Source organism: Candidatus Binatota bacterium, assembly GCA_012960245.1.
Classification (GTDB): domain Bacteria; phylum Desulfobacterota; class Binatia; order UBA1149; family UBA1149; genus UBA1149.
This window is the reverse complement of sequence record DUBO01000025.1, coordinates 57,656-72,708: the sequence shown is the minus strand read 5'-3', so window position 1 is coordinate 72,708 and position 15,053 is coordinate 57,656. Positions and strand designations below refer to the sequence as shown.

The following is a 15,053-nucleotide window of genomic DNA, read 5'->3' as shown; positions in this document are numbered from 1 at the left end:
TCCGGATGCCTGCGACCCGGCCGCTCACGAGCAGCCGCTGGTCGCCCCGCAGTTAAGACACTTGTAGCAAGCGCCGTTGCGGACCATGATCGCACCGCAGTCGGCGCAGCTCGGCGCGTCGGACTGCGGCAGGATGAAATCAACGCTGGTTTCCTCGCGGCGGCCTTCCTCCCGACCACCGCCAGCCGCCGAAGTGTCGGTCGGCCTGGCCGCCGGAACCACTCTCAACGGTACCGGGGTGGAGACACTCTTCGAGACATCCCCGGACTCCCGGCCCGCAGTTGATTCGCCGCCAGGGGTTACAACACCGGCCGGAACCACCGGCTGACCGAAGCGCGTGCCCAGGAAACGGAATATGTAGTCGGTCAGCGACTTGGCTATCGGGATGTCCGGGTTCTTGGTAAAGCCCGAGGGCTCGAAGCGCACATGCGAGAACTTGGACACCAGCGCGCTCAGCGGCACGCCGTACTGCAACGACAGCGAGGTCAGCGTGGCAAGGGTGTCCATCAGGCCGGAGATCGTACTGCCCTCCTTGGCCATCTTGATGAAGATCTCGCCAGGGGTGCCGTCGTCGTAGAAACCCACGTGGATGTAGCCCTCGTGGCCGGCCACCTCGAACTTGTGCCTGCACGAAGAACAGTCGGTCGGCAGGCGCCTGCGCACGGGCCGACCCACGGAGGACTCGCCTTCAGCTGAATCGGCAGCAGCTGAATCACCACTCCCCGCCGTGGCCAAGCTGTTTTCCGTACCGCTCGTGTTGAGCGGCTGTATGCGCTTGCAACCGTCGCGGTAAATGGCGACAGCCTTCAAGCCGAGCTTCCACGCCTCGATGTAAGCCCCCTCGATTTCGTCGACGGTGGCTTCGTTGGGCATGTTGATCGTCTTCGAGATCGCGCCCGAAATAAACGGCTGCACGGCACCCATCATGCGCAGGTGACCGAGCGGCTCTATGCTACGCGCGCCGTTGCGCGGCTTGAAAGCGCAGTCAAACACCGCCAGGTGCTCGTCCTTGAGGTGGGGAGCGTCTTCAATGGTGTCGTGCTCGTCTATGTACTCCACGATGTCCTGGACCTCGCGACTCTCGTAGCCAAGCCGCACGAGCGCCGAAGGGACCGTGTTGTTGACGAACTTCAGGGTGCCACCACCCACGAGCTTCTTGTACTTGACCAGCGCGAGATCCGGCTCCACCCCGGTGGTGTCGCAATCCATCATGAAGGCGATGGTCCCGGTGGGCGCCAGCACCGTCAGCTGGGAGTTGCGAACGCCGTGCTCCGTGGCCACGGTTTCAGCTTCTTCCCAGACATCACGGGCGGCCGACAGCAGGTCCAGGGGCACCCGGCTGGAATCCAGCTCGCGGGACTCAGCGCGGTGTTTGCCCAGCACGCGAAGCTGGGGCTCGCGGTTGCGCGCGTAACCCGCGTAAGGTCCGCGGGCCTCGGCCAGCCGCGCCGACTGCAGGTAAGCCTCGCCGCACATCAACGAGGTAACAGCCGCTGCAGACGCCCGGCCTTCGTCCGAATCGTAAGGCATCCCCAACGACATGAGCATGGCGCCCAGGTTGGCATAGCCCAGGCCTAACTCTCGATAGGCCCGGGCGTTGTCGCCAATTTGGTCGGTCGGGTAGCTGGAATTGTCGACCAGGATGTCCTGGGCAGTCGTCATGATGTCTACCGCGTGGCGGAAACCATCAACATCAAACTTGCCGTCCGGGGACTGGAACTTCATCAGGTTGAGCGAAGACAGGTTGCAGGCCGAGTTGTCCAGGTGCATGTACTCGCTGCAGGGGTTCGACGCGTTAATGCGGCCGCTGTTGGGGCAGGTGTGCCAGTCGTTGATCGTGGTATCGAACTGCATGCCCGGGTCGCCGCAGAAATGCGTGGCCTCGGCGATGCGGCCCATCAGCTCGCGAGCGCGCATGGTCTCGCAGACTTCGCCGTCCTTGACGTTGCGGGTTCTCCACTCCTTGTCGTTGACCACCGCCTGCATGAACTCGTCGCTCACGCGCACCGAGTTGTTGGCGTTCTGGAAAAAGACCGACGCGTAAGCGTCCCCGTCGATCGAGCCGTCGTAGCCAGCGTCGATCAACGTCCAGGCCTTCTTTTCCTCGCCGGCCTTGCAGTCGACAAACTCGTTGATGTCGGGATGGTCGACGTCGAGCACCACCATCTTGGCAGCGCGGCGGGTCTTGCCTCCCGACTTGATCACGCCGGCCGACGCGTCGGCGGCCTTCATGAAAGACACCGGCCCCGAGGCCGTGCCGCCGCCCGACAGCGTTTCTTTCGAAGAACGCAGGCGCGACAGGTTGACGCCCGAGCCCGAGCCTCCCTTGAAGATGATGCCTTCGTCGCGGTACCACTGCAGGATCGAGTCCATGGTGTCGTCGACCGACAGGATGAAACAGGCCGAGCACTGGGGATGCTCTTCCACCCCGACGTTGAACCACACCGGGCTGTTAAAGCAGGCCTGCTGGCCCAGGAGAATATGGGTCAGCTCGTCGCGAAAAATGTCGCGACTTTCGTCATCGACAAAGTAGCCCTGGCGCTCGCCCCAGCCGGTGATGGTCTCGACGACCCGGCCTAAGAGCTGGCGGACGCTGGTCTCGCGGGCGTCGGTACCGAGCGCGCCGCGAAAATACTTGGAAGTGACCACGTTGGTGGCCAGTTGTGACCAGGTGGCAGGAAACTCCACCCCCTTCTGCTCGAAAACCGCCTTGCCGCCCTCGCCCTGTATGAGCGCGTCGCGGTATTCCCACTCTACGGTCGACCAGGGATCAACCCCCTCACTCGACAGCCGCCTGCTGAAAGACAACCCGGTCGTAGCCTCGCCTGTAGCCTCCAGCGCCTCGGTTTCCAGTATCTCAGTGGCCTGTACCACCATCCCCGACTTCTTTTCCATTTCCGCCTCCGCTCCTTACCGCCGGGGAACTACCCGAACTCACTGATAAAACACTAATCTGTCGCTGTCTGATACCTACCTTATCTGGTAGGCGTCCGATCACCGTACCACTACATGTTGTGGTATTGGAGGAAAAAAAGCAAATTCTGCCTCAGCCCCCAGTCATGCGCGATCGGGGGCGAATAAAACACAAAAACCCGTATTGATGCAAGGGCTGTCATTAAAAAGGTTGGACAAAGCATTCGCCCGGCGCTACGAATCTCCGCCGGTGAGTCAACGAGCCGACAAGCCCAAAAAACTGGGCGAACTGTTTACTTCAACCCTCAAGCGCATGGGACTTGAGCGCAAGCTCGACGACTACCGGGCCTGGGATGCCTGGGACGAAGTGGTCGGTCCGGCCATAGCGCGCAACGCGCAGCCCACACGGCTGGACGGCGACCGATTGATCGTGGCTGTGCGTAACTCGTCATGGCTGCAGGAGCTCGACCTTCTCAAGAAGCAGCTGCGCGAACGCTTGAACGAAAAGATGGGGCGGGAATTAGTGCGCGAGCTGTACTTCTTCGTCGGCAAGCTCGACCACGGGCCCACGAGCGATCGCAAGCGCAACCGCGAAGCCCTCGACAAGCTCTGGAAAAATCCCGGCCGGCCCGAATAACCCCTGGCAGACCACAGCCCGGAACAGAAGCTTAACGGTTTTCGGCAGAGACGTCGGGGGGCCCACCGGCTCCCAGGAGAGGATCCGCGCTGACCTCCTCCTGCACCTGCTGCTCCCAGTCAGACTTTATGTACTCGTATTCCGACGCCTCGACGGCGGCGTCTATCAAGGCCTCGACCTCGAGTGCGGCCTCTGCCCTTAGAACGTCTTCAAGCGCCGCCCTGGTGGCCGGGTGGCGTGGCACGAACAGGGTGCAGCAGTCCTGGTCGGGCTCGATCGATATTTCGTAAGTGTCGGCAGCCCTGGCGTAGTCGGTGATCTCGAGCTTGTCCATACCCAGCAGCGGCCGGTACAGCGGCAGCTCGGCAGCCTGCTCTATGACGGCCAGGTTGGCCATGGTCTGCGAAGCCACCTGGCCCAGGCTCTCGCCACTTACCAGCACGGCGGCCTTTCCCCGATTGGCCAGGCGGGAGGCTATCTTGACCATCAACCTGCGGTACATCAGCACCCTCAAGGGCCGCGGCACCAAGCGCACCACCTCGGCCTGGGCCTCGCCAAAAGCCACCATGTGCAGCCTCGTGGCCGACTGCCCACGCGCCAGCACCGCGGCCAACCGGCGCGCCTTGCGCATGCTGCTGCGGTCGAGGTAAGGCACGCTGTGAAAATGCACGGCGTCCACCCGGCAGCCACGCCGCATCATGCGCAGCCCGGCCACGGGCGAGTCTATGCCGCCCGAGAGCAACAGCAGGGCCCGGCCACCGGTGCCCACCGGCAGGCCACCGCAGCCTTGCACGCGGCCCAGCGACAGGTAGATCGCGTTGCGAACCACGTGCACGTAGACCACCTCGTCGGGCCGACTAAGGTTGACGGGCGCTCCCGTACGATCGGCCACAACGGCACCCACGCGGGCGCCTATCTCGGGAGATTCCAGTGCAAAGCCCTTCCAGGCCCTGCGCACCCTCACCCTGAAGCTGCCCGCGGGCTGCCAGCCGGCTATCATCCGCTCGACCTCGGCCAGCAGCGAATCCATGTCGGGCTCGCAAACGGTGGCTACCGACAGGTTGGCGATGCCCGGCACCTGGGCCAGGCGGCGGCAGACTTCTTCGGGATCAGCCGCCCCCGGCTCTACCGTCACGCGCCCGTCCTGCGAACGCACCGCGCCACTGGGCAGCGAGGCCAGTGCCTGCCGCATGTTGTCGAGGAGGCGCGCGGTAAAGGCGCCCCGGTTCCCGAGCTTGAGCGTGATCTCATTGTAGTGCGCGATCACCAGCCTGCGTTGTTCTTCTGCCACGACGACTGAACCTAGCCCCACCGGCACCCGCTTGGCAAATGACCGTCCACGGGCCACGATGTCGCCCCATGCCACTGGCCCGCCTAATACAAGGACATCTCGACCAGCGCACCCGCGTGGAGCTGCCCTCGGATCGCTCGACGCCCTGCGGCGTGTTGCTGCCGCTGCTGGCCACAGAAACTGGTTACGAGCTGCTCTACACCCTGCGCACCGACAGCCTGCCCAGCCACGGCGGGCAGGTGTCATTTCCCGGAGGCAAGAAGGCCCCCCACGACCAGGGCCCCGAGGACACCGCCCTGCGCGAGGCCTCCGAGGAGCTGGGCATAGCCACCGGCGACGTGCGCGTCATAGGCCGCCTGGACGATGTGTACACCCTGGGCGTGGAGTACCTGATCACGCCCGTTGTAGGCGTACTTGACCAAGGGGCGACCCTGTCGCCCAACCCGGGCGAGGTGGCCGACGTGTTCACCGTACCCGTCGACCTGCTGGGCGACCCGGCCCATCGTGGCAGCGTGAAGAAAAGCTGGGGCGGCACGCAGTACGACATGCCCGTGATAACCGCTGGCCGCCACAACATCTGGGGCGCCACCTACTCTATTACTCTCAATTTTCTCGACTGCGTGCGCTCTGCGCGGGCCGATTAGGCGCCCAGCTCCACTACCTGCCCGTCCACGGCCAGCTCGGCATCGAGATCCGCGGCCTGCCTGACGGCCGAGCCCGAGTGCGTGACCAGCAGGCGCTCGCAACCAAGACGCTCACGGTTTGCCGCCAGCTGGGCGTAGCTCACGTGAAAGTCCGTGATCTTGTCCATGAAGCAACACTCGCACAGAAACAGATCGACCCCGGCACTGCGCTCGACGAAGTCCTCGGTCCAGGCCGAGTCGCCGGAAAACAGCAGGCTCCCCCCCGAGCTGTCTTCGATCCTGTAGCCCAGGCAGTAGGGCTCGGCGCCGTGCGGCACCTCGAAGGCGCCGACCTCCAGGCCCGCCAACTCGAGTTCGTCACCGGGTGCGATCTCAATGTAGCGCAGGTCAAAGCCCAGGCGATCGAGGTGATCCCTGCTGTAGTAACAGTCGTAGAGCTGCTCCACCTTCTCCTGCGTGCCAGCCGGGCCGGCCACGAGCAAGGGCCGCGTGCGCGGCGACTCGAACAGGTACTCGAGCAACAGGAAGGGAATGCCGCCGAAGTGATCACCGTGCAGGTGCGAGACCAGCACCGCGTCGATGGAGTCGCCGTTAAGCCCCTGGCGTTTCAAGCCGGCCAGCACCGACGGCCCGCACTCGAGCAGCAGCGTGCCGGCCTTGCCTTCGAGCAGGTAGGCGCTGTGCAGATAGCCCCCGCTGTTGAAGGCATCCGCCGAACCGAGGACGGTCAGTCGCAGCATGGCCTCAACCTAGGCCACGGTGAGCAGCCTAGTCAAGAAGGGAAGCCAGCCGGTCGCGTGCGACCAGTAATCAGGGGCCGCTGCTGCCGGGCGCGCCCCGACTTGCTTCCTGGCTGCATTGCCTCGTCCAGGCGGCTGCTATTCTCCCCCGTGGAGCCAGGGATATGCGCCGGGCGAACAAGATCGGTGCTCGAAGCGTTACCGGTTTGACACACCGGGCACCGGCAATTAACTGGACGGGGCGGTTCAAGATCCAGCATTCCAATGACTGCGGACACGCACATAACGACGGTCGGCCAGGTTCCGGTCGTGTCGACTGCGAGTACTGCCACTGGATGGCTATTGCCGACGACCTTATTAGGTACTATGAGTCGGGGTCGGTAGGGAACGTAATGCCGCAATCTAAATTCGAAGGAAAATAATGATGAAACCTGTACTGACCTTGATCGGATTGGTAATCGGCAGCTTAGTCGTCGCAGGATGTGCAACGACTCAAAGTCAAGTTGCGAATGGCCTCTACACCTCGCCTCATGAAAATTTCACTGTTCCTGTTCCGAATATGGGACTAGGCTTAAGAATCCAGGATCAAACGTTTGAAACCAGTGGCTTTGTTTCATTTCATGATGATTTTGGAGAGCTGAGACGCATTGATTACTCACCGTTGCCAGCGAACGCGACGGTGGTGTATCGCGATCTAATTCAAAATGTAGTTCTTCCGGATATGCAATCTCGTTTCCCGGGCACGAAAATGCTCCATGAAGAGCTTTTAAACACGGATGAACGCGAAGAATATTTTTTTGTTTTTGAAATCCCTGGAGGCTCTCCGCTCGTCGACATGAAAACGGAAACGAGAATGAATTCGACAAGAGGCTATTTGTACTTCATGTCGGGAGGTTACATTTACAGCCTGAGCGCACAGCAGAGCGGTATCGGGGACTTGTTCTCGAAAAATGAGAAAGATGAGGCTACTACTTCAAAGTCTTTCGATGATCTACTCGGTAGCCTAAATAGGTTCAAAGAGACCGTGCAGTTCAAAGGCTAACTAACGTTCCCAACTCAGAAGCCGCACCGTTGGTTACTTTCCCCGTCGCCAAATGATGCTCCTGTGAGCATAAAACAAACGCCGGGCTGCTGCCCGCTTGGGTCCAATGTCCACCAGGTCCCCGGAGGATCAGCCCTGCCAGCTGAGAGAAGGAAGATCCCCCGGCCAGCCGGCCCCGTTTGCCACTGCAGGCTGCCCCTATCACTCTCTGCTGCCGCCGCCGTTCGGGGACGCAGGATAACGGGCCACGGCACCAGCAGATGGATGACAGCACGACAGTAGAAGACAGCGCGGCAAAAGACAGCGCGACACCGGAGACCCCGGTAGAGCTCGAGCTGGACATCGAGAGCCTCTCCTTTGGCCGCGCCGCCATTGCGCGCCACGAGGGCCGGGTGGTGTTCGTGGAGGGCGCTGCGCCCGGTGACCGGGTGCGCGCGACCATCACTGCCACGCACTCTGGCTACGACGAGGCCGTGGTCGCAGAAGTACTCACAGCGGGCGAAGCCAGGGTGGAGCCACCCTGCCCGCTGGTGAAGGAATGCGGCGGCTGCCCCTGGCAGCACGTCGACTACCAGGCCCAGCTCGAGGCCAAGCGCGACGCCCTGGTCGACTGCATCACCCGCATCGGCCGCATCGACAATCCCCCCGTCGCCGCGCCCGACCCGTCACCGCTCAACCTGGGCTACCGCAACCGACTCAAGCTGCGCTTCGCCGGACACAGGATGGGCTTCTACCGCGCCTCTACCCATCGCCTGGTACCCGTGGACGACTGCATGCTGGCCGAGCCCTACATCAGGAACGCCATGCCGCTGGTCGAAGAACTGGTGGCCGGCATGTCCACGCAGGCCACGCGCGTTGAGATCGTGTCGCGCGGGCGCATGGCTGGGCTGGTGGTGGCCATCAACAGCCGCGGCCGCCTGCGCCGCTCGGACACAGCGCGCGTACGCGAGTTTCTCGATCAGCCAGGCTGCCCGGTAAAAGGCGTCGTTGCCTGGGGCAAGGGCTGGAAACGCGACTGGGGCGACACCCGGCGGCGCTGGCGGCCAGTGCCAGACGGCCCGACCATCGAAGCTCCCGGCACAGCCTTCGGCCAGGTAAACACGCTGGCCAACGAACTGCTCGTGCAACGGGTACTCGAGGCGGCCGGCAGTGAACGTAAACGCTTCATCCTCGAGCTCTACGCCGGGGCGGGCAACCTCACCCTGCCGCTGGCACCGCTGGCCGACCAACTGGTGGCCGTGGAATCCGACGCCGCGGCCGCGCACGCGCTTGAACGCTCGGCGCACCGGGCCTCGTTCAGGCATGTAAGCGCCGTCACGGCACGCGCCGAGGAGTACCTCGCCGCCGGTGTGAGACAACGGCCTGATCTCGTGGTTGTCGACCCCACCCGCAGCGGGCTCGGCTCGGCGGCTCACGACATCGCACGGCTGGAAGCCGAAAAAATCGTCTACGTATCCTGCAACCCTTCCACGCTGGCCCGCGACCTGCGGGTGCTGGTCGACCAAGGCTACCGCCTTGAGAAAGTGCAGCCCGTGGACCTGTTTCCCCACACATTTCACGTCGAAAGCGTGTGCACACTCAGGTTGACTTGAGCCTGGCAGAACAGCATCCTGTCGGCACCTGAGGGTCGCCATGAAAAAGAAGATTGCAACCTTAAGCCCTGTAAAAAAGCGGCCAAAACGCGCCACCGTGACGATTATCCCCGGCAAGGGGGTTTCGCAGGCCATCAACTACCTGCTCGAAGATCGCGACGAGCTGGAGTGGCTGGTGGCGGTGGGCCGCAACAAGCAGGGTGAAATATTCTTCTACGACACCGGCGGCGACATCATCGAGGACCTGGGCACGCTCGAGTACCTCAAGGAACGCATCGCCCGCTCGCACTTCTGCGAAGACGGCGACTGACTGGTAGCGCCAACTGCGCACCTTCTTCCTCTTCTACCTCCTCAGCTACCTGCTGCACAACCCGCTGCTGGCGCTCGTGATCGTGGGCCTGGTCGTCTGGCTGACCAACGCGAGGGTGAGCGGGCGCTGGTTCAACCCGGCCTCGTTGTGGCGCCGCCACAACGCCGTCAACGAACTCAAGAAACTGCTAGACGTAAACGATCACGACGTTGGCGCGCACAACGACCTCGGGCGCATACTGGTCGACAAGGGTCGGCACGCCGAGGCCGTGCCGCACATGGAGAAGGCCATCGCGCGCATGGACGAGGCGGCCGAGACGAACTACTTCCTGGGACTTGCACGGCTGCACACCGGCGACACCGAGCGCGGACTAGCCGACGTGGAGCGAGCACTGAAAATCTCGCCGGGCTTTCTCTACGGCGAACCCCGCCTGGCGCTGGCGCGCTGGTACGCCGAGGCCAAGCGCCCGCGCGAAGCGCTTGAGCAGGCGCGCATGGCGGTCAAGATCAACACCAGCAGCGTAGAGGGATGGCTCATTGCCGGCGAGTCTGCCGCCGCGCTCGGGCAGAGCGACGACGCCCGCGAGACGCTGGACCAGGCACGCCACGCCTACCAGCACCTGCCCGCCTACCTGCGCCTACCCAACCGACGCTACGCCGTACGCGCGCGCCGCCTGCTGAAAAAAATCCCGAGCTAGAGGTCAGCCCGGCCGGCGTCAGGGCCTGTCGTAGACCCTGAAACTTAACGCGTAGGGGTTCTTCTCATCGCTCTCGCGGCGGGTGTCTTCCGACAGGCTCCAGCCGTCGAGTGCCTCGAGCGAAAATTTCGTGTCACCTTCAACATTCGCGTGCACCAGCGTCAGGTACACCCGGTCGCTCAACGGCAGGGCCTCGGCGAATACCCGGCTGCCGCCGGCGACAAACACAGTGTCATCGTCCGACAACTGCTCGCGGCAATAGTCGAGCGCGGCAGTGACCGACGGCCTCACGACAACGCCGTCGGGCTGGTAGTCGCCCTGGCCGCTCACCACCACGCAGGGACGGCCGGGCAAGGGACGCGACCCGATAGACTCGAAGGTGAGCCGTCCCATTATCATCCGGTGCCCCTCGGTCAGACGCTTGAAGTAAGCCAGGTCGGCCGGCAACCGCCACGGCAGGCCGCCATCGCGCCCGATGACGCCGTTCTCGGCAACGGCCACTACGCAAGCAACGATCACCGGCCGCGACCCACCAGTTAGACGGCCACCGCTGCGGCTATGTGGGGCTGGGCCTGGTAGCCCTCGAGTTCAAAGTCGTCGTAGCTGAAGGCGAAAAGATCGTCGACCTCGGGGTTGATCTTCATGGTCGGCAACGGACCGGGCAACCGCGAAAGCTGTTCGCGGGCCTGGTCGAGATGGTTGAGATAGAGATGCGTGTCGCCCAGCGTGTGGATGAACTCCCCCGGCTCAAGGCCGGTGACCTGGGCCACCATCATCGTCAGCAGGGAGTACGAAGCTACGTTGAACGGCACGCCGAGAAACAGGTCGGCGCTGCGCTGGTACATCTGGCAGGACAGGCGCCCGTCACAGACGTAAAACTGGAACAGCAGGTGGCAGGGCGGCAGCGCCATGCCCTCGATCTCGCCCGGGTTCCACGAACTCACCAGCATGCGCCTCGAGTCCGGGTTGTCGCGCACCTGCTCCACGACCTGGGCCAGTTGGTCAATGCTGCCACCGTCGGCCGTCGGCCAGCTGCGCCACTGGCGACCGTAGACAGGCCCCAGCTCGCCGTTCTCATCGGCCCACTCGTCCCAGATCCTGACACCGTTCTGCTGCAGGTAGGCCACGTTGGTATCGCCGGCGATAAACCACAGCAGCTCGTGGATGATCGAGCGCAGGTGCAGTTTCTTGGTAGTAAGAAGCGGGAAGCCAGCCGAAAGATCGTAGCGCGACTGGCAGCCGAATATGCTCAGCGTGCCGGTGCCCGTGCGGTCCTGCTTGCTGCTGCCCTCGTCGAGCACCTTCTGTAGTAGATCGAGATACTGGCGCACGGTGGGACCGCTCAGCCGTTCGCGCGGTGTTTTTGCTCGCCGCTCATGGCCTCCAGCGAATGGAAGACCAGGCCGGTGAGTAGCTTGGGATAAAAATACGTCGACTTTTCGGGCATGAGTTCGCCGGCCAGACACACGTCGGCGATCTGCTCGCTGCGCGTAGCGTTGAGAAGAAACCCTCCCTCGAGCTCACCCGCGTCCACCCTGTCGAGCAACGACGCTGCATCCACTGTGTAGGTTATTTCCGGCGGGCCACTTCCGCCCGCCGCCTGCAGCGCCTCTGCCAGCACCGCGCCGTGCAGCGCGCTTACGTCGAGCGCGGCCAGCGGCGAACCCGCCTCGGCCACGGCTGGCCTGCTCACCAGCAAGTAGTGATCGAGGTCTTTCAAGGCCACGCCGAAGGCGTTGACCGCGGCACCGGCCTGCTCGAGCGCGGCCAGCAGTTCTCCCCTTCCGTCTGGCGTACGCTCAAAGCGCTGCAGCTCGAAGCCAGAAGACAACGATTCTTCAAACCTGCCGTGATCGGCGCCACCGCTGCTGACCAGCTCGCGGTGGGTGGGCAGTATGACCATGCCCGGATCCTCGAAGGTGGCCAGGAAAGCCATCACGTGCGCGTCCGGCTGCTCGGAGTCACCCGGCGCGTCGTCCGCCGAGGGAGGGTCAGCCCCGTCGTTGAGCTGGGCGTAATAGTTGAGAGCGGTCGCGTAGCGATGATGGCCGTCGGCTATGTATACCTGGCGACCGGCCAGCGCCGCCTGAACCGATTCGGCCGCCTCCTGGTCGGCAACCACCCACATGCGATGACGCACGCCCTGGTGCTCAACGTCGATGTCTGCCGGGCTGTCCCAGCCCGATGGAGGCTCGGGCTTGAAATCGGGGTTGGAGTAGAGACCGAAAATAGGGCTGAGATTGGCCCGTACCTCGGTGGTGAGCTCGAGGCGGTCTTTCTTGTGATGAGAAAAGGTGCGCTCGTGCGGCAGTACTACCGCGCGTGAAAAGGGCTCAAGGGCCAGCGCGCCTATCACGCCCGTGCGGCGCAACAGCCTGCCCTCGACCTCGAACTCCTGGCTGTAGAGATAAAAGCTATCCTCGGCGTCGGGGGCCACGTTGCCCTGCTCCGTCCACTCCCGGAACAGGCGGCCCGCCTCGGCGTGTCCGTCTCGGTTGAGGATCAGCCGGGTGACGTTCCAACGGCCGGCGTCGTACAACGCGTCGCGCTGCTCCGCACTGATAACGTCGTAGGGCGGGGCGACCGCCGCGTCCATGTCGCCCGCGGCTTCACCCGCAAAACGTATTCCCTTAAACGGTCTGAACCTGGCCACTTCTCTCACCCACCTTGCACGTTTATCGTGCCCGTAACGTCAACAGAGCCACTCCTTCGCAGATAGGCCCGACCATCCAAAAACTCAACCACCGTGCTTGCAGACTCGGCCATGCGCGGGCCGTCGTCAACATAACAGGCCACGCTGTCACCGAAATATTCGCGAGCGGTCTGCACACTGCGCGCAGGCTCCAGCGACGAGGGATTGGCCGAGGTAGCGGTCAGGGGCACACCCGCGGCCTTGAGCAGGGCGGCCGCCACCGGGTCGCTGCTGCACCTCAGGCCCACGCCTCCGGACTCTCCTACCAGCCCGCGGGAAAGACCGGCAGCGGCGGGTAACACCAGCGTCAGGGGCCCGGGCCACCAGCGCCGCGCGAGTTCCACCGCCTCGGGGCCGGGATTAGTGTCCAGCAGGGCGCGCGCCTGCCCGAGATCGGCAACCAGCGCCGACATACCACGCCCATCGTCCCTGCCCTTGGCGGCCAGCAAGCGCTGCACGGCCTCTGCGTTGCCAGCGTCGGCGCCCAGGGCGTAAATAGTTTCGGTCGGATACACCACCAGGCCACCGGCCCTGATTACATCGGCGGCGCGCAGCACGGCCGCCTCAAGCTGTTCGGCCTGCTCGGCCATCGTCGGCGTAGAATCCATCAACAGTTCGACGAGGTCGCCGGCAAGCCCCTCAGGGGTCGACCTGCTCGACCACTCCCGGCACGGCCGCCGTCATGCGTTTTCGCAAGCGCTTGAAGCGCCCGGCCAGGGCGGTGTCGGATAAGGCCAGCACCTGGGCCGCCAGCAGGCCCGCGTTACGCGCGCCGGCCTCGCCTATGGCCAGCGTGCCCACCGGCACACCGGCGGGCATCTGCACGGTGGCCAGCAAAGCGTCCATGCCCTTGAGCGCGCCCGACTCCAGCGGCACGCCCAGCACTGGCAACGTGGTGTGCGCCGCCACGGCACCGGCCAGGTGCGCGGCTCGCCCGGCACCCACCACGAACACCTTCACGCCGCGACCGGGTGCTGCACGCACGTAGTCGGCCGTCTGCTCGGGCGAACGGTGAGCCGAGGTCACCACGACCTCGTGGGCTACCGACAGTTCGGTCAACGCGTCGGACGCAGCCGACATGACCTCGCGGTCGCTGTTGCTGCCCATGAGTATTGCCACCAGTGGTTTGAACTTCGCCATTTACTATCTCTCCCTGTCGCCTGCTTATGCGGCGCCTGCTTATCCGGACGCCCCGCTGTCGAGTGCCCTGTGACCGATGTCGCGGCGATAATGCGCGCCCGGCCAGCTGATCGCCGATACCGCCGAGTAGGCCCCGTGCAGGGCCGCGGCTATGTTGCCGCCGGTGGCAGTCACGCCCAGTACCCTGCCGCCTGAACTGACCACGCGACCGTCGTCATCGCGAGAAGTACCGGCCTCGAACACCTTGACGCCGTCCAAGTCGTTGGCTGCGGCGATGCCCTCTATGACGTCTCCCTTGCTGTATTCGCCCGGGTAGCCCGGCGCCGTCATCACCACGCAGGCGGCCGCGTCGTCGGCCCAGTCCAGCCTCACGCGCTCAAGCGTGCCTTCCACGCAGGCCAGCGCGGCCTCGGCCAGGCTGCCTCGCATCCGCATCATCAGCGGCTGGCACTCGGGGTCGCCAAAGCGCACGTTGTACTCGAGTACCTTGGGTCCCTCGTCGGTGACCATGATGCCGGCGTAGAGCACGCCGCGGTAATCTATGCCGCGGGCTGCAAGTGCAGCGACGGTGGGTTCGAGCACGTCGGACAACAGCAGCGCCTGCATTGCCTGGTCGCAGACTGGCGCGGGCGAGTAAGCGCCCATGCCGCCTGTGTTGGGGCCCTTGTCGCCGTCGAACACGGCCTTGTGATCCTGCGAAGTGGCCAGCGGCAGCACCGTGCGCCCGTCGGTGAGCGCAATGAACGACAGCTCCTCGCCGCACATGAACTCCTCAACGACCACGCGTGCGCCGGCCTCGCCGAAGCGGCCGCCCTCGAGCATGGAGACAAGAGCTTCGTCGACCTGCTCGGCGTCCTCGCAGATGACCACGCCCTTGCCGGCCGCCAGTCCGTCAGCCTTGACGACCACCGGCAAGCCCAGCTCCTCGGCGAAAGCCCGCGCGGGAGCCACCTGTGTGAACTCGCCCCAGCGCGCCGTGGCAACGCCGGCCTCGTCGAGCAGGGTCTTGGTAAACGCCTTGGAAGATTCCAGTTGCGCGCCGTCGCGGCCCGGGCCGAACACCTTCAGCCCACGCTCACGGCCGAGGTCAACCAGCCCGGCGGCCAGCGGCTGTTCGGGGCCGACCAGCACGAGGTCAACGCCGCGTTCAAGGGCCACCGACACCAGCCCTTCGACGTCGTCGGCAGCTACTGGCAGGCACTCGGCGCATTGGGCGATGGCCACTGACCCAGGTGCGGCCAGCAACTGCTCAACGCAGTCCTCCCCGGCCAGCTTCCAGGCCAGCGCGTGCTCGCGTCCGCCGCTACCAACAACCATCACCTTCATGCTGTTACCGCTACCGTGTTCACTACTTC

The 15,053-nt window shown here is 64.2% G+C and carries 15 protein-coding genes; 6 read left to right on the top strand and 9 right to left on the bottom strand.

The window, feature by feature from the left end; genetic code table 11:
- Positions 1-24: 24 nt before the first annotated feature.
- Positions 25-2,895 (bottom strand): vitamin B12-dependent ribonucleotide reductase, encoded by a 2,871-nt coding sequence (locus EYQ35_04320; protein HIF63368.1) that lies wholly within the window; start codon positions 2,893-2,895, stop codon positions 25-27.
- Between the two features lie 205 nt (positions 2,896-3,100).
- Between EYQ35_04320 and EYQ35_04315 the strand changes: the two genes are divergently transcribed.
- Positions 3,101-3,550 (top strand): DUF721 domain-containing protein, encoded by a 450-nt coding sequence (locus EYQ35_04315; GenBank protein HIF63367.1) that lies wholly within the window; start codon positions 3,101-3,103, stop codon positions 3,548-3,550.
- A gap of 31 nt (positions 3,551-3,581) precedes the next feature.
- Here the strand turns inward: EYQ35_04315 and thiI are convergent, their stop codons facing one another.
- Positions 3,582-5,087: a tRNA 4-thiouridine(8) synthase ThiI gene (thiI, locus tag EYQ35_04310; GenBank protein ID HIF63366.1), complete on the bottom strand. Its 1,506-nt coding sequence runs from the start codon at positions 5,085-5,087 to the stop codon at positions 3,582-3,584.
- On the opposite strand from thiI, the gene EYQ35_04305 reads away from it, so the two are divergent.
- The gene (locus EYQ35_04305) at positions 4,880-5,485 is read left to right on the top strand and encodes a CoA pyrophosphatase (protein HIF63365.1); all 606 of its coding nucleotides are present in this window, start codon (positions 4,880-4,882) and stop codon (positions 5,483-5,485) included. The two genes, thiI and EYQ35_04305, sit on opposite strands and share 208 nt — an antisense overlap.
- On the opposite strand, the gene EYQ35_04300 is transcribed toward EYQ35_04305, so the two are convergent.
- Entirely contained in the window at positions 5,482-6,225 is a 744-nt protein-coding gene (locus EYQ35_04300) for an MBL fold metallo-hydrolase (GenBank protein ID HIF63364.1), read from the bottom strand. The two genes, EYQ35_04305 and EYQ35_04300, sit on opposite strands and share 4 nt — an antisense overlap.
- A 424-nt stretch (positions 6,226-6,649) precedes the next feature.
- Here EYQ35_04300 and EYQ35_04295 point away from each other — a divergent pair, with 424 nt between their 5' ends.
- From EYQ35_04295 to EYQ35_04280, 4 genes are all read left to right on the top strand, one after another.
- A complete protein-coding gene (locus EYQ35_04295) occupies positions 6,650-7,267 on the top strand; it encodes a hypothetical protein (GenBank protein HIF63363.1) in 618 nt (205 codons plus the stop codon).
- Between the two features lie 260 nt (positions 7,268-7,527).
- Positions 7,528-8,859 (top strand): 23S rRNA (uracil(1939)-C(5))-methyltransferase RlmD, encoded by a 1,332-nt coding sequence (gene rlmD, locus EYQ35_04290; protein HIF63362.1) that lies wholly within the window; start codon positions 7,528-7,530, stop codon positions 8,857-8,859.
- A 97-nt stretch (positions 8,860-8,956) separates the two neighbouring features.
- Positions 8,957-9,169: a hypothetical protein gene (locus EYQ35_04285; protein ID HIF63361.1), complete on the top strand. Its 213-nt coding sequence runs from the start codon at positions 8,957-8,959 to the stop codon at positions 9,167-9,169.
- Between the two features lie 82 nt (positions 9,170-9,251).
- Positions 9,252-9,866 (top strand): tetratricopeptide repeat protein, encoded by a 615-nt coding sequence (locus EYQ35_04280; protein ID HIF63360.1) that lies wholly within the window; start codon positions 9,252-9,254, stop codon positions 9,864-9,866.
- A gap of 18 nt (positions 9,867-9,884) precedes the next feature.
- On the opposite strand, the gene EYQ35_04275 is transcribed toward EYQ35_04280, so the two are convergent.
- Genes EYQ35_04275 through purD form a run of 6 tightly spaced genes read right to left on the bottom strand, consistent with a single transcriptional unit; the run spans position 9,885 to position 15,024 of the window.
- Positions 9,885-10,385 carry a dihydrofolate reductase gene (locus EYQ35_04275; protein HIF63359.1) on the bottom strand — a complete coding sequence of 167 codons (501 nt, stop codon included), beginning with the start codon at positions 10,383-10,385 and terminating at the stop codon, positions 9,885-9,887.
- A 17-nt stretch (positions 10,386-10,402) separates the two neighbouring features.
- Complete coding sequence (locus EYQ35_04270) at positions 10,403-11,197, bottom strand: thymidylate synthase (GenBank protein HIF63358.1); 795 nt, start codon at positions 11,195-11,197, stop codon at positions 10,403-10,405.
- Between the two features lie 11 nt (positions 11,198-11,208).
- Complete coding sequence (locus EYQ35_04265; protein ID HIF63357.1) at positions 11,209-12,519, bottom strand: DUF1015 domain-containing protein; 1,311 nt, start codon at positions 12,517-12,519, stop codon at positions 11,209-11,211.
- 5 nt (positions 12,520-12,524) lie between these two features.
- Positions 12,525-13,166 (bottom strand): threonylcarbamoyl-AMP synthase, encoded by a 642-nt coding sequence (locus tag EYQ35_04260; protein HIF63356.1) that lies wholly within the window; start codon positions 13,164-13,166, stop codon positions 12,525-12,527.
- 31 nt (positions 13,167-13,197) lie between these two features.
- On the bottom strand, positions 13,198-13,698 hold the full coding sequence (purE, locus tag EYQ35_04255; protein HIF63355.1) for a 5-(carboxyamino)imidazole ribonucleotide mutase: 501 nt from the start codon (positions 13,696-13,698) through the stop codon (positions 13,198-13,200).
- A 39-nt stretch (positions 13,699-13,737) separates the two neighbouring features.
- Positions 13,738-15,024: a phosphoribosylamine--glycine ligase gene (gene purD / locus EYQ35_04250; GenBank protein ID HIF63354.1), complete on the bottom strand. Its 1,287-nt coding sequence runs from the start codon at positions 15,022-15,024 to the stop codon at positions 13,738-13,740.
- Positions 15,025-15,053 lie beyond the last annotated feature (29 nt).